We start from the raw sequence: 15,153 nt of genomic DNA, 5'->3' as shown, positions 1-15,153 counted from the left end.
TTAGTCCTCCCGCACAAAGAAATTGGCGCTCAGCGTATCATTTACGTTCTTGCCGACATGAACCCGGAATTCTCCCGGTTCCACCACTGGTTTGAAATCCCGGCCGATATACTGCAACTGCTCTGGACCTACGGCAAACTCGACAACCTGCGATTGTCCCGGCTCCAGAAATACCTTCTGGAAGCCCTTCAGTTCTTTCGCTGGTCTTGTCACCGTACTGGCCACGTCAGTCAGGTACAACTGTACCACCTCAGCGCCTGCCCGGCTGCCGATATTCGTCACTTCTACCGTAACCTTCGCTTCGCCGTCTCTCCCGATAATTTCAGGAGTGACTGCCAGTTTGGCATAGCCGAATTCGGTATATCCAAGTCCGAAGCCAAACGGATATTGCGGCTGCGAATCAGCTTCCAAATACCGCTTGCCCCGTGAGCGTTTGCCATTGTAGTACACCGGAAGTTGTCCGACATGCTTCGGAATGGAGATGGTCAGACGTCCCGACGGATTTGCGTCGCCGAACAAGATATCGGCCACTGCATGTCCACCCTCTTGTCCTGGATACCAAGCTTCCAAAATTGCATCCGCATGTTCATCGATCCACGGTTCGGCAATAGGCCGTCCATTAATGTAGACAACGATTAATGGTTTGCCCAGCTTGTGAACCTCTTGAATCAGCTCCAATTGGACGCCGGATAGAGAGAGTGACATCCGGTCGATGCCTTCACCACAATCCATATCGCTTTCCGAATTACCGGTCACCTTCGAAGCACCGGTCTTCAAATCGATGCTGCCCTCACCAAAGTCGCGGGCACTTGAGCCACCAACGACCATAACGACCGTATCAGCTTGCTCAGCGCATGATAAGGCCAACTCGAAGCCTTCTCGCGAATCTCCTTTGATACGGCAACCCGGGGCGTACAACACTTGCTCCAGCGTGCCCGCAAGCTTACTACGAATACCGCCAAGTACCGTCGTGACCTTGGAATTGGGCTGTGGCGATGTATAATCGCCAAGCTGATTATAGCCTACATCCGCATTCGGTCCGATGACGGCTATTTTACCCATCTTCGGCGAAAGCGGCAATATGTCATTTCTATTCTTGAGCAAGACAATGCCTTCTGCGGCCAATTGACGTGCCAAAGCGACATGCTCTTCGCTGGCAATGACCTGCTCGGCCCGATCCGGATCAGCATAAGGAGATTCGAACAAGCCGAGGCGGAATTTCAGCGTTAGCACGCGATCAACCGCACGATTCAGCACTTCTTCCTCCAGCGCCCCGGAGCGAACGGCATTCACCAAGTGATTGCCGAACATTTCACCGGACATTTCCATATCAATGCCTGCACGGATAGCTTGAACGGCAGCATCCTGTCCATCAGCGGCTACGTCATGGCCAGAGGCCAGCATATCGATGGCTCCGCAGTCGGTGATGACCATGCCGTCAAAGCCCCATTCGCCACGAAGAATATCGTCCAGCAATTCTTCATTCGTGGTGCAAGGCACACCGTCGATTTCATTGTAAGCTGGCATGATTGAAGCCGCACCGGCCTCTACCGCCTTGCGAAACGGCAGCATATCAACTTCCAGCAGCTCACGCCGCCCCATATGCGCCGGACCCGCGTTGCGGCCCCCTTCAGAACTACCGTAACCGACAAAATGCTTCAACGTCGCCGCAACGCTATCTTGTCCATCCAGACGATCGCCTTGCAGCCCTTCCACTGAAGCCACCGCCATCTCACTGATGAGATGCGCGTCTTCGCCGAAGCATTCCTCTGTCCGCCCCCACCGTGGATCACGGACAACGTCGAGCACCGGCGAATAAGTTACTGCGCCACCTTGGCTCCGCGTCTCACGGGCCACAGCCCGACACATTTCACGGTATAAATCCACGTTCCAGGTGCTACCTAGGGACAAAGGCACCGGATATACGGTTGCCCCAATCGCCATATGACCGTGGGAGCATTCCTCCCCAATCAGAATCGGAATGCCTAGCCGGGAATTCTCTATGGCGTAGCGTTGAATCGCGTTCACCGCTTCGGCCCCTTGACGTGGCGACAAGCCGCTCGCAAGCGTCACGCCCGTCCAAGGGTCGGCGCGAAGAACGCCATACAACGAACCAACCCCACCATTTGCAACCTGTGACTTAAATAACTCTGTTAATTCAACTTTTCCATCTATATGTTCATAGGTCTGCCAGCCGAACGGCTGAACAAGCTGGCCAGCCTTCTCTTCCAATGTCATCAGATCGAGCAGGTGCTTTACTCGCTCCGGAATGGGTTTCGTGCTGTCCTTGTAAAGCAACATCGATACTCGCTCCTTTTCTAACAACCTCTATTAGTGCGAGTTCAAAAAATCGGGTTAGCAGGACCAAGAAGGTTGGATGAAGCCAGGGACTGAGTAGCGGAGCGTAGACAGATCTACGTGAGCAACGGAAGGCCCGGCTGAATTCAAGATTCGCTGTCGAATCTACTCCTCGATTTGCTTCGTTCTGGAAAGACGATTTTTTGAACATCCTCTTAAATTATTCTTTGACAGCACCTACCGTAAGTCCTTGTACGAAATAACGTTGGAAGAACGGGTAAGCAAAAATAATTGGCAGCGTCGCAAGCACAACCATCGCCATCCGGGATGTATCCTGTGGAATGGATTGCAGTGCAGTTAAGCTAAGCGAGCTGTTTTGCGAGTTCTGCTGAATGAACGCAATACTCGATTCGATCCGCATCAGCATCGACTGCAACGGTACCAAGCTTGGTTTATCGATATACAGCAAGGCGTTAAACCAGTCGTTCCAGTAACCTAAAGTGCTGAATAGTCCAATCGTAGCCAGACCCGGCAGGGACAACGGCAATACGATGCGTAAGAAAATGTAGAAATCGCCAGCTCCGTCGATGCGCGCCGATTCAATGATCGGTTCAGGCACACTGGTGCTGTAGAATGTGCGTAGAATCATGATGTAGAAAGCATTCATAGCGAGCGGCAGAATCAAGGCCCACAACGTGTCCTTCAGTCCGAGCAATTGGGAAACGACCATGTACGTCGGAATCATACCACCGTTGAACAACATCGTTACAATTGCAAAGATGGAGAAGAAGCGCCGATAAGGGAAGCTCTTCCGCGAAATTGCGTAGGAGTACAACGAAATCATAATCAAACTAAGAATCGTACCAACTACTGTTACCAAAATAGTAACGCCGTAAGAACGAAGCAGCGTATCCCCTGTCTCAAATACGAAACGGTACGCTTCCAGGCTCCACTTGGCCGGAATTAACCGATAGCCGTCCGTAGCCAGCGTCTTCTCATCAGTTAATGAGATGATGACAACGAACAAGAACGGGAATACACACATAAAGGAAAATATGCCCGCAATTAAATGCAAGATGAAATTCCACCCGCGGGATACCTGATGAAAGTCCCGCTGTTTCTTAATTACCTCCGCCATAGCTTGACACTCCTTTCACTGTTTTAGAATAGGGCACTGTCTTTATCGATTTTGCGCACAACAAAGTTGGAAATCATGACGAGGGCAAAACCTACTACCGATTGATAAAGACCGGCTGCCGTACTCATACCAATTTCCCCGGTTGTCTTCAAACCGCGGTATACGTAAGTGTCAATAACGTTGGTAACCGCATAGAGCGTACCTGAATCCCGTGGTACTTGATAGAACAAACCAAAGTCTGCGTAGAAAATTCTACCTACAGCGAGCAACGTCATAATGATAATGATCGGGGATAGCATCGGAATCGTGATGCCCTTAATTTGCTGCCATTTGCTGGCCCCATCAATCATGGCTGCTTCATATAAGGATTTATCAATCCCCATAATGGAAGCGAGGTACACGACGCTGTTATAACCAATTGACTTCCACAGGCTGACAAATATCAGAATGTATGGCCAATATTTCGGCTCGGAATACCACTGTATGGCATCGACGCCAAACCAGCCCAAAACCTGATTAAGCATCCCGCGGTCCATGCTCAGGAAGCTGAATGCAAAGTATCCAACAATAACCCATGATAAGAAATAAGGCAGGAACATACCGGTTTGGTACACCTTCGCCAGCTTCTTACCAACCAATTCAGACAACAATATGGCCATGGCCACGGAAAGGACCAGACCGATGATGATAAATGCCAGGTTGTAGAACAATGTGTTCCGTGTAATGAGGTAAGCATCGTTGGTGCTGAACAGGAATTTGAAGTTATCCCAGCCCACCCATTCACTCTTCACGATACTGGCCCAGAAGCCCTCTCTGGTAAAGCGATACTGCTTAAAGGCAACGATTGTACCCACGAGCGGCATATACGAGAAAAAGAAAAACCAAAGCGCGCCGGGCAGTACCATAAATAGCATGACTTTGTTTTTGATCAGGGTCTTAAAGAATGCGGTCACCTTGTTCCCTCCTATCAGTAAATAACGTAAAAAGATCGGGCGATACATATCACCCGCCCGATCTTACGAATTTCTTTAATTATTACTTGTTGTTTTCAGCTCTCCAGGCATCGAGCTGAGTTTGGGCTTCGGCCATAACTTGATCAAGACCAGCCTCTTTGAATTTTTCGATGGCTTTTGGCAGGTAAGACTCAGGGTCTACCGTACCGGTCATCAGCGAGGACCAGAATTGTTCCTTCACGTTTTGAACCGCAGCCATTTGTGTTGCTACCTTCGTGCTGTCAAAGTTGAAGCTCAGGATTGGAGAGTTTACGCCTTCAGCGTTAAATTGCTTGAATTGTTCCCATTTGTCATCAGCATCACTTGGGTTCAAGTAAAGCAGCATGTTGTTACCCAGGGAATACGAAGGCATGTCATAGTTCTTCGATTCAGCCAGGTTTTCGTAATGTGTGTCATCCAGTTTCTTGTAGTGAACGCCTTCGATACCGGAGTCAACCATGTTACGCAGTACAGGATCTGTGTTCAGCAAGTTCAAGAACTCCATAGCTTTCTCTGGATACTCAGAGTTTGCGGAGATTGCCATGATCGAACCTTGTACAGAAGTGTTTGTGATAATAGCATCACTTGCTTGTGTGGAGACAACTGGGTAGCCATAACTTGCAGACCAGAGGTTATCTGCCGACGGTTGAGTTTGCGCACGGTCCATGAACCATTGACCGGAAGTCATCAAGTCGCTTGTAGAACCTGTAGTAGCTGCTTCAGGAGCTACATAACCAGCTTGATAGTATTTACGCATCGTGCTCAAAGCTTCTTTCATTTCAGGTGTTTCCAAGATGTTAACGATCTTATAATCTGTTGTATCCAGCTTTACAGCCAGTGGCAAGTTAGTGATAACGTAGTCGTAAGGAACATACGGCACGTAGTTCTTGTCCATAGCGAAAGTGGTGATCGTTGGTTCGTTTTCTTTGATCGTTTTCAGCAATGGTTCGATGCTGTCCAAGCTGCGAACGTTCGTGATGTCCAGGTTGTACTTGTCAACCAGACCTTTGTTGAAACGCCATACTTCTTGTTGCGGCAATTCTTTGTTAGCCGGAACACCATAGTTGTGGCCGTCGACTTTGGAACCTTCCAGGAAGGCAGGGTCGATGGTATCTTTCAACTCTTTGCCGTATTGCTCAAGCAGGTCGTCCAGTTCCATGAATGCGCCTTTTCTTGCGTTCTGTACGTAGTCAAAGCCACCTGCAGAAGTAAAGAGGATATCCATTGGCTCACCGGAAGCTACGTTAACTTGCATCTTTTGTTGATAATCGCCCCAGTCAACCATCTTCATAGTGATTGTGGCATTGATTTTTTCTTGGGTGTATTTGCTAACTTCTTCCATAACGCGGTCCACGTCTTTTTGCGGAGTACCAATCGTGTACCAGATCAGGTTGACAGGTGCTTCGCCTTTGCCGTTGCCGCCTGCCGAAGAGTTGTTTGTTGCACTGTTTCCGTTACCGCCGCAAGCGCTAACAACTAACGCGAGTGCCATCAGGGAAACCAGCAACAAAGAAAAGCTTTTTCTCTTTTTGCTCATTGTAAATTTAACCTCCCTTTAATGTGTACCTTAAGAACTATTTATACTGTAAGCGATGAAAGCATTTTCAAATAGAAGTGAAAACTAATAAATCATGTCTAAAGTAAAGAAAGGTCGTCCAAGACTTGACATTGATTTGACACTGTTAGACAAGTCCCTTGAATTCCGTCGGGGATACGCCTACATACTTGCGGAATTGCTTGTAGAAATAACCCGGCTCCCAGTACCCTACATTCCGGGCAATTTCATGAACCTTCAAGTGCGTGGTCCTCAATTGTTCCTTCGCCTTCTCAATCCGGTAGTGGTTGATGTATTCAGTGAACAACTCGCCGACCTCTTTATGGAAAAGCTGCCCCAGATAAACGGGATGGATATGATACAACGCCCCCAGCGTCTTTAACGATAAATCCTCGTTGTAGGAAGTATGAATCGTATTGAGCACCTGCTGGATCACGGGACTCTTCAAGTCGCGCGTCAACGCCGTAATCGTTTGCCCGGCAATTTCCTGCATCAATTCAATTAGCACTTCAAGCGAGTCCGCCGTGCGGATTCGGGCCAAGCTTTCATTGAACGCATCCGGTTCTTCGGTATGGCGAATCTCCTTCAGTTGCATCTTGAAGCGAATTAACCATTCCATCACCACAAGTTGCAAATGCTCCGGAGTGACTCCCTTCATGGTCGCTAATTGATGAAAATCTTCATCAATAGCTTCATCCATCGCCTCTTTATTTCTGGCTAGAAGCAGCTTGGGATATTTGTCCCAATCCATCGTTAGACTAGGTCCAAGGGCTTCGCCCGTTAATCCAAGATCCTCAAATCGAATCAGATCGCGATCCTTGAAGATCAGGAAATATTCCAACGCCTTCTTCGCATGCGCGTAACTGACCGAGGCCTGACTATCCGCTGCTTCGATGCTGCCTGCGGCAATACGTACAGGACGGTAGGACTCTAGCGTTTGCTTCATTTGAGCCAGGCCTTCCTCTGCGTCGCGGGCTCCTTCCACAGTATCGTCAATGTTAAACACGACAGCCAAGTCGCCATCCATGTCCTGAAAGACGACGATGCGGGGTTGTCCGGCGAATAGCTCGGCTATCGCTTCGTAAGCCGCCTTAGGGGAATCCTCTATCCGAAGCAACGCAACTAGCACCTTGGGCTTGTCCAAAGTGATCCCCAGCAGTTCAGCACGTTCATGGAACTCGGCCGATCCAATCTGCTGCCGCATCCAGCGGGTCATGACATTGTCCCGCAGTATGCGAATGCTATGCTCATCAACCAGGGCCTTGGACTCATCCAGCTTCTGGGTGACGGTGTGCAAGGTCGCGTTGAATTCCTCCAAATTAATGGGTTTCAACAGGTAATTCTCAATCCCCAGCGACATGCCTTCCTTCAAATAAGCAAAGTCATCATATCCGCTCAGCACGATTACCTTCAGGTCAGGATGGATTGCTCTAGCCTGACGAATTAGGTCCAGCCCGCTTAGCCGAGGCATCGAAATATCCGTAATCAATAAATCCACCGGAAGATCCTTCAATGCCTCCAGAGCGGCAAGCCCATTCTCTGCCTGGCCCACGATCTCCATCCCCAGCTTGGCCCAATCGATAATGTCGTAGAGTCCCTCTAAAATAAACGGTTCATCATCTACCAAGAACACCTTATACATGGCTTGTCTCCTCCTCCCAAAGTTCCGGAAAGCTGACTGCCACGGTTGTTCCTTGCCCGATTTCGCTCTGGACCTCCAAGCCGTACTCAGATCCATAGAGCAACTTCAACCGGTCATGGATGCTACGCATCCCGAACGAATCCGAAACAATTTCCGGATTCTGCAAGGCAGCATTAATTTGCCCCAGTCTTTCCGATTCAATACCTTTTCCATTGTCCTTTACGATGGCCTGCAGCACACCCTCACGGAGCCGCTCTACCCTAATCTCAATTCGGTTATCCGTACGCTCCGGCCGCATTCCGTGCAGGATATAATTCTCTATAATCGGCTGCAAAGACATTTTCAGCACCAGGCTGTTCTCAATCTCCTTCTCGCAGGATATTTCATACGCGAACTTGTCCTTGTAGCGAATGCGGAACAACTCCAGATAGAGACGACAGGCTTCCAGTTCATCCTTGAGTGTATATCTGGCCTTCTGCTGCACGTAGCTCTTAAATAACATCGACAAGCTATAGATCATTTCTCCCACATCAGCAGCCCCCTGCGATATGGCTCTCATTCGAATGACCTCCAACGTATTATAGAGGAAATGCGGATTGACTCTCGCTTCCAGCGCTGCCTGCTCTGTTCTTCGCTGCTTAATCTCAGCCTTCAGCACGCGGTCGATGTATATATTCAATTCATCCAGCATGTCATTGAAGCTCTTGGAGATCTGGCCCAACTCATCTTCGCGGGAATCGGCAATTCTCGCCTTAAGATCCCCGCTGCGCACCTTGCGTGTAAACCGGATAATCCCATATGTCCGCTTGGCAAAATTACTGATAAACAGCGAGGGTATTAGCGTGGCGAAGAAAATACAAATGATGCTGACAGTCACTATCGTATTACGCAAACCTCGATAGGTCTTGGCCAACTCCTGCTGGGGCACAACGCTCACCACTGTGAAGCCAGCCTGACTTTGCGTCAGCTTCGTAATCGTTGTCGTCTCATTCAACATCCCGTCACTATAAAGCGTATTATTGATTTGCTCGGCGTAAGGGTATTTTTGACCGTAATATTCTCCGGAGGAATCGAACAACACCTCGCCATCCTTGGATAAGACCAGAATCGTGCCTTTCAAGTCCTCCTGATAGGGTGCAAGGCTCTTCCATACACCGTCTGTGTTGAAGAACACCATTAACTGTCCTATATTCCTTAACCATAGCTTGTCATTAACCGGGACACGAATGGAATACATCATCTGGTCATTTAGCCCAACAGCCTGACGGACCCAGATGTTCGCATCTGCAACATCGGCATTTTCCTGCTGATACATGACGTCGGGAATGAAGGAACGGGCGGCATTTGTGGAAATGACTTTAAATTGAAAGTTGTCATTGTATACAAAGAGTTGCTGTTGCTCTGCGCTGTATAACATCAAGCTGCGAATATCTGCATCATCCTCAACCTGATTACGGAAATAGGCCACCGGGTCTGTGGTGGAACTATAGAAGCGGTCCAGCCGATATTTTACATAGTCCTGATAAGGGTACTGGAGGAAATAGGTGATGTTGTTGGCCAATTCCTCATCCCTGTAAAGTCCTCGCACCATATCCTGTACGGTTCCGTATTTGTTGCCGATGTAGTTGCCGACACTCTCAATCGCCCGCTTCTGAATGCCCATCTGTCTCTCCACGGCCAGTTCGGACATGAACTTGAACATTAAGTAAGAGAAGGTGATAATCGTGACAATCGTAATAATCGAAAAGAATAAAATAATCCGCATGAACAGATTATTCTTAAAATAGTTGTGATAAATGTTCCGGATGAACATAACTTCCCCCCTATACCTGTCCCAATTATAGCATGCCCCATACCCTACAGTGGACTATCCAGCAAGCTAATCGGGCAATAGGCAGCAGGTGTCGACACCATGCCCACAGCATAGTTACGGACCCAAAAAGTGCCTGTTCCGCAGGGGAACAGGCACTTTCAAAACGAATGTGTGTGAGATACGAAATGCTGCAAGCTACTCTCTGAATTCCTGCAAGCCTTCATTTAATAAACGAGTTGCTGCATATACTTGCTGGTACAGCTTGAACAGACGAGCATATTTCTCAACATTGACCGGGATCGGTTCATAGGTCGCCGCGTAGCCAATAAAGGCATCTGCACATTCCTTCAAGCTGCTGAACCAGCCGCTGCCTACGGCCGCCATCATCGCCGCGCCCATGGCTGGGCCTTGCTCATTCTTCAACGCTACGACAGGCTTGCCGAAAATATCAGCCTGCATTTGCAGCCAGGTTGGATTCTTCGCGCCACCGCCGATCGAAATGACACGTTCAACGGCAATCCCGGCCTGGGCGAACAGGTCAAAGGATTCTTGCAGGGAGAACGTGATACCCTCCATTACGGCGCGCGCCAAATGCTCACGGCGATGCGTTCCGGATAAGCCGATAAAGCTGCCGCGAATTACGCTATCGGCATGTGGGGTGCGTTCTCCTACCAGGTAAGGTGTGAACAACAGGCCCTCTGCTCCCGGAGCAATGTCTCCTACCGGTTCCAGCAGTTCATTGAAGCTCAGTTCGGGAGCCAAGGACTCTTTGAACCAACTTAGTGAGTACCCCGCCGCCAAGGTTACACCCATCGCATAAAAGGCGCCTGGATGCGCATGGTTGAAGAAATGAACCTTGCCGCCGAAATCTTTATTCTTATCTTCTTCATATGTGAGCACAACGCCCGATGTCCCTACGCTGCACAGCGCGTCACCTTGGCGAACAATCCCTGCTCCCACGGCTCCGCAAGCATTGTCAGCTCCGCCGCCAAATACCTTGGTTCCGGCAGACAAGCCCGACAAGGCGGCAAATTCCGGCAGTAAGGCACCCGTGTCCTCTGTACTACCGACCAGTGGCGGGCAGAAGTTAGCTGGTAACCGAAAGGCGGTGGCAATCTCCTCACTCCAGCAGCCCTCCGGTACATTCAGCAACAAGGTGCCTGCGGCATCAGAGATCTCCATCTGTACTTGGCCTGTCATGCGGTAACGCAGATAATCTTTCGGCAAGACAAACCGCGCTGCCTTAGCGAACAGTTCCGGCTCATGCTCCTGCACCCAAAGAATCTTGGGTAGCGTAAAGCCTTCCAAGGCTGCATTGCGGGTAATGTCCAGCAGCTTGCCGCCCAGCTTGGCTTCAATATCACGACATTGCTTGGTTGTCCGTGTGTCGTTCCAAAGAATGGCATTGCGTAGCACCTTGTTCTGCTCATCCAACAGGACCAGGCCATGCATCTGCCCGGAGAAGGATACGCCCGAGATATCATCCGCAGCTACGCCGTTATCCTTCAATAATTGCTGTAGACAAGCCAGGGTACCCTTGACCCACTCTTCAGGATCTTGCTCACTATATCCCGGACGCTCATGAATGAGCGGGTAAGCAGCGGTCGCTTCTCCGGCAATATCACCGTTTTGGTTGACCAGCAGTGTCTTGACAGAGCTGGTTCCGAGGTCGATGCCAATTACATACTTCATCGTGATACTCTCCCTTGCGCTTGGTTCAACTCTTATTTGGTGTTGAAGATATATTCGTTCAGGCGAGCTTTGACCAATTCAAGATGATTGGATTTGTTGACGATTTGGCTGTTTTGCAAAGCGTAAGCTTCCAGCGTCTTGAAGTTGGCTTTGCCGGATACGATGTCAGCACCAATACCTGTCTTGAAGCTAGAATAACGCTCTTCAAGCAGTTGTTCGAAGAATTTGTCTTCCGTCAGCTTGCCAGCCACTTTAAGGCCTCTAGCGAAGGAATCCATCCCGGCAATATGAGCATAGAACAAGTCTTCTGGCTCGAAGGAACCACGTCTTACTTTGGCGTCAAAGTTCACACCACCGGAGCCGATGCCACCGTTTTGCAAGATTTCATACATAGCCAGTGTGACAGCATACATATCTGTAGGGAATTCATCCGTATCCCAGCCCAGCAATGGATCGCCTTGGTTAGCATCCACGGAACCCAGCATATTGTTGGTACGAGCTACGCGCAGTTCATGCTCGAAGGTATGACCAGCCAAAGTCGCATGGTTGGCTTCAAGGTTCAATTTGAACTTGTCTTGCAGACCATATCTTTGCAAGAAAGCAATTGTAGTCGCTGCGTCAAAGTCATATTGATGTGTAGTTGGCTCTTTTGGTTTTGGTTCGATCAGGAATTGACCAGTGAAGCCAATTTCCTTGGCATAGTCGATAGCCATTTGGAAGAATCTTGCCAGGTTATCCAGTTCAAGACCCATATCCGTGTTCAGCAAGGATTCATAACCTTCACGGCCGCCCCAGAATACGTAGTTCTCCGCACCCAGTTCAACCGCAGTCTCCAGACCCTTCTTCACTTGCGCCGCTGCATAAGCAAAAACATCGGCATTGGAAGTTGTTGCTGCACCATGTACATAACGTGGATTGGAGAACATGTTAGCCGTATTCCACAGCAATTTCACGCCGCTGGCTTTCATGCCTTCCTTAATTTTGGCCACGATTACATCCAGGTTCTCGTTGGATTCCTTCAATGTTGCGCCTTCTGGAGCGATATCGACATCATGGAAGCAGAAATAAGGAGCGCCAAGCTTCTCAAGGAACTCGAAGTTAACTTCAACGCGAGCTTTGGCCAGATCAAGGCCGGATACTGTTTCCCAAGGACGAATCATGTTGCCTTGACCAAATGGATCGCTACCGTTCATTGTCAGCGTATGCCAGTAAGCCACGGCAAAACGCAGATGTTCTTTCATCGATTTACCGAGTACAACTTCATTCTCGTTATAATGTTTAAATGCCAGCGGATTGTTGGAACCTGCACCTTCATACTGAATTTTGCTGATGTTTTTAAAATAACTCACACTAAATCCTCCCAGCCTGATTTTAATTGAAGTAAGCCTTTACATTCTGTCACTAACAAGTAGCATGCCCGCCGTATGAGGGCCGCATGCCGTTTGCATTTTGATCGTAACACGTTATACTTAGTTTGTCTAGTGAACTAACTAAGTTATTAATCAAGCATTTGATGACCTGTGTTATGATGAATAGAACAAAAAATTCCATGCCTTTCAGACATGGACCGACGAGGGAGATTTTATGAAGAAGACCGGTGATCAGCAGCTTATCAAGAAAATGAATAAAACTATCGTCCTCGATACTATTCGGCAGCGACAGCCGTTATCGCGGGCTGATATTTCCGCTGCGATCGGCCTGAACAAGGCAACCGTATCCTCCCTTGTATCCGAACTGATCGAGAGTCGCCTGGTTACAGAGATCGGACCCGGAGCCTCCAGCGGTGGGCGCAAACCTACGCTGCTCCTGTTCGAGCGAAGTGCCGGATACGCAGTAGGCATCGATATTCGTGTCAATGACTTGCTGGCCGTGCTCGTAGACCTGGAGGGTAATGTCTTGAAGGAGAAAACGACAAAACTAAGCGACTTCTCCCCTGATACCGTGCTGAACCACATCCGTCAATCCATCCACCAGCTCAGCAAGTCACTTCCAGAATCACCCTACGGGATTGTGGGTATCGGGATCGGGGTACCTGGACTGGTAGACGAGAAGAGCCAAGTCATCTCCGCACCCAATTTAGGTTGGAATCAAATTGATTTGCTCGGAGCCTTGGCCCCCGAGTTCGGAGCCAATATTCATATTGATAATGAGGCCAACGCTGGTGCCATTGGAGAGAAGCTATATGGCGCCGGGCGCGAAGCCCAAAACCTGATCTACCTGAGTATCGGAATCGGGATTGGCTCCGGCATCATTGTAGACGGGGCCCTATACCGGGGGACGTCGAACTTCTCGGGAGAGGTCGGACATATGACCGTGGCCGAGAATGGCCCGCTCTGCCGTTGTGGTAACCGTGGCTGCTGGGAGACATTGGCCTCGGAGAAGGCGATGCTGGACCGCGCCGCCAAGCTTTGGAGCGATTTGGTTCCCGGACTGGAGGATATCATCGCCTTTGCCCGCAAGGGAGATGCTGAGGCCATTCGCTTAATGAACGATACCGGCAATCAATTGGGCGTCGGACTAGCCAACCTGGTCAATATCCTGAATCCCGAGCTGATCGTGATTGGCAATCGCCTGTCACTGGCAGGTGAGTTGTTGCAGGACGAGATGCTTCGCACCATTGAGAACCGGAGCTTATCGTACCATCGTAAGAAAACAACTGTTGCTTTCGCCACATTGGGAACTAGCTCCACAGCCCTGGGCGCAGCCTCCATGCCAATTACGATGTTCCTGAGTGATCCCGACGTTCTGCCTGCTTCTAAAGTTAACTCTTAACAAGCAACCCCCTCTGGACCAAAAATTCCAGAGGGGGTTGTTATATACCATCACTTCTTCAGTTTCTCTGCTTGATCCTGAGCGTCAAGATAAGGTTTATTGACGAAGTAATACATAAAGCCCATCAGCAGGACCCCACCCACTAAATTGCCGAAGGTCACCGGAACTAGGTTATGCACCACGCCACCGAACGATATCGTCCCCGGATGGTTCAATACCAGCGCAATAGCAAACGTACACATGTTGGCAATGCTATGTTCATAGCCGGAGATGAAGAAGCAGAAGACGAACAGCATCATCGCGAACATCTTAGCCCCATCCCCCTTGAGGGACATCGGAATGAAGAAGGCCAGACACACCAGCCAATTACAAAGAATGGCCCGAAAAAATAGTTCCGAGGCCGGGGTCGTCATCTTGTGCTCCACCACATCAAGCAGGAAGCTGTTCACCGACGCATCGGTGAACAGGCCGGTCGAATAGATCAGAAGAGCAAATGCCCCGGCCCCCAACAGGTTACCAACATAGCTGAACACCCATAACTTGCTGACGTCCTCCCACTTCAATCGCTTCCGCAAGGCGGCGTATGTATAATAGAATGTATTTCCCGTGAAAAGATCTCCCCCACCGTAAGCAATCAAAATAATAGCAGCGCCAAACGTTAGTGCAGCCATAGGGTACGTTAACGGAGAATTCTCCAGATAGAAGTAGTTCCCGGTCTTGAACGCAACAATAACTCCGAACCCGATGAACATACTGGCCAACATCGCTCTGGCAATGTATCGCAGATGGCTTTGCTTGAAAACTTTATATTTCTTGAGTGCCAATTCCTCGACCTTTAGCAACGATTCTGTCTCCATAGTGCCTCCTTAACTTGCTGTTCTGCATTCCTGTTAGCATATCCTGCGTCACGACTAGACATCCTAGATGAAATAAATGTTCAAATTTTAGATTAAACGGTGTTGCATCTATTTACAAGGGGACCAGAGATATGCATAATAAAAGTAAGACTATAATGATAATGATTATCATTATTATATGATGCTATTTTACAAGCATCGGCACGGAGGAGACGAACGCGATGAGATTGTTAACTGCCCGCAAGCTGCCCCGGCTAAATACCGATGATTACCTGGACCTGTTGAACCTCGCGACCCGCTTGGGTGATCTGCAATGGCAAAAGGAAATCATACGCAAGCTGGAAGCGAAGCAAGCCGAATTAAGCAATGTCAGCCAGTAGCATATATATGCCTA

At 49.2% G+C, this 15,153-nt stretch carries 11 protein-coding genes; 2 read left to right on the top strand and 9 right to left on the bottom strand.

The annotated features are described in order from the left end of the window. The 8 genes from BN3279_RS03465 to xylA all read right to left on the bottom strand — a co-directional run bounded on the left by BN3279_RS03465 (window position 1) and on the right by xylA (window position 12,479). Window positions 1-2,301: a glycoside hydrolase family 3 N-terminal domain-containing protein gene (locus BN3279_RS03465; RefSeq protein ID WP_059049253.1), complete on the bottom strand. Its 2,301-nt coding sequence runs from the start codon at window positions 2,299-2,301 to the stop codon at window positions 1-3. 217 nt (window positions 2,302-2,518) lie between these two features. Beyond that, complete coding sequence (locus BN3279_RS03460; protein ID WP_059049252.1) at window positions 2,519-3,436, bottom strand: carbohydrate ABC transporter permease; 918 nt, start codon at window positions 3,434-3,436, stop codon at window positions 2,519-2,521. A gap of 23 nt (window positions 3,437-3,459) precedes the next feature. Continuing rightward, window positions 3,460-4,389 (bottom strand): ABC transporter permease, encoded by a 930-nt coding sequence (locus BN3279_RS03455; protein ID WP_059049251.1) that lies wholly within the window; start codon window positions 4,387-4,389, stop codon window positions 3,460-3,462. A gap of 82 nt (window positions 4,390-4,471) precedes the next feature. After that, window positions 4,472-5,965 carry an ABC transporter substrate-binding protein gene (locus BN3279_RS03450; protein WP_059049250.1) on the bottom strand — a complete coding sequence of 498 codons (1,494 nt, stop codon included), beginning with the start codon at window positions 5,963-5,965 and terminating at the stop codon, window positions 4,472-4,474. 145 nt (window positions 5,966-6,110) lie between these two features. After that, window positions 6,111-7,625 carry a response regulator transcription factor gene (locus tag BN3279_RS03445; RefSeq protein ID WP_059049249.1) on the bottom strand — a complete coding sequence of 505 codons (1,515 nt, stop codon included), beginning with the start codon at window positions 7,623-7,625 and terminating at the stop codon, window positions 6,111-6,113. Beyond that, window positions 7,618-9,438: a sensor histidine kinase gene (locus BN3279_RS03440; protein ID WP_059049248.1), complete on the bottom strand. Its 1,821-nt coding sequence runs from the start codon at window positions 9,436-9,438 to the stop codon at window positions 7,618-7,620. Before BN3279_RS03440 ends, BN3279_RS03445 begins: the two co-directional genes overlap by 8 nt. A 195-nt stretch (window positions 9,439-9,633) precedes the next feature. Then, window positions 9,634-11,130 (bottom strand): xylulokinase, encoded by a 1,497-nt coding sequence (gene xylB, locus BN3279_RS03435; RefSeq protein WP_059049247.1) that lies wholly within the window; start codon window positions 11,128-11,130, stop codon window positions 9,634-9,636. Window positions 11,131-11,162: 32 nt separating this feature from the next. Continuing rightward, window positions 11,163-12,479, bottom strand: a complete 1,317-nt coding sequence (gene xylA / locus BN3279_RS03430; RefSeq protein WP_059049246.1) for a xylose isomerase — start codon at window positions 12,477-12,479, stop codon at window positions 11,163-11,165. 235 nt (window positions 12,480-12,714) lie between these two features. On the opposite strand from xylA, the gene BN3279_RS03425 reads away from it, so the two are divergent. Beyond that, entirely contained in the window at window positions 12,715-13,902 is a 1,188-nt protein-coding gene (locus BN3279_RS03425) for an ROK family transcriptional regulator (protein WP_059049245.1), read from the top strand. Window positions 13,903-13,952: 50 nt separating this feature from the next. Here the strand turns inward: BN3279_RS03425 and BN3279_RS03420 are convergent, their stop codons facing one another. Further along, on the bottom strand, window positions 13,953-14,759 hold the full coding sequence (locus BN3279_RS03420) for a formate/nitrite transporter family protein (RefSeq protein ID WP_059049244.1): 807 nt from the start codon (window positions 14,757-14,759) through the stop codon (window positions 13,953-13,955). Between the two features lie 221 nt (window positions 14,760-14,980). Here BN3279_RS03420 and BN3279_RS23925 point away from each other — a divergent pair, with 221 nt between their 5' ends. Further along, window positions 14,981-15,139, top strand: coding sequence for a hypothetical protein (locus tag BN3279_RS23925; RefSeq protein WP_187377731.1), 159 nt, complete (start codon window positions 14,981-14,983; stop codon window positions 15,137-15,139). The last annotated feature ends 14 nt before the right edge of the window (window positions 15,140-15,153 follow it).

Origin of the sequence: Paenibacillus senegalimassiliensis (assembly GCF_001486585.1) — a bacterium.
Lineage (GTDB): Bacteria > Bacillota > Bacilli > Paenibacillales > Paenibacillaceae > Fontibacillus > Fontibacillus senegalimassiliensis.
The sequence above is the reverse complement of the archived record's forward strand: the minus strand, read 5'-3'. Positions and strand labels throughout refer to the sequence as shown.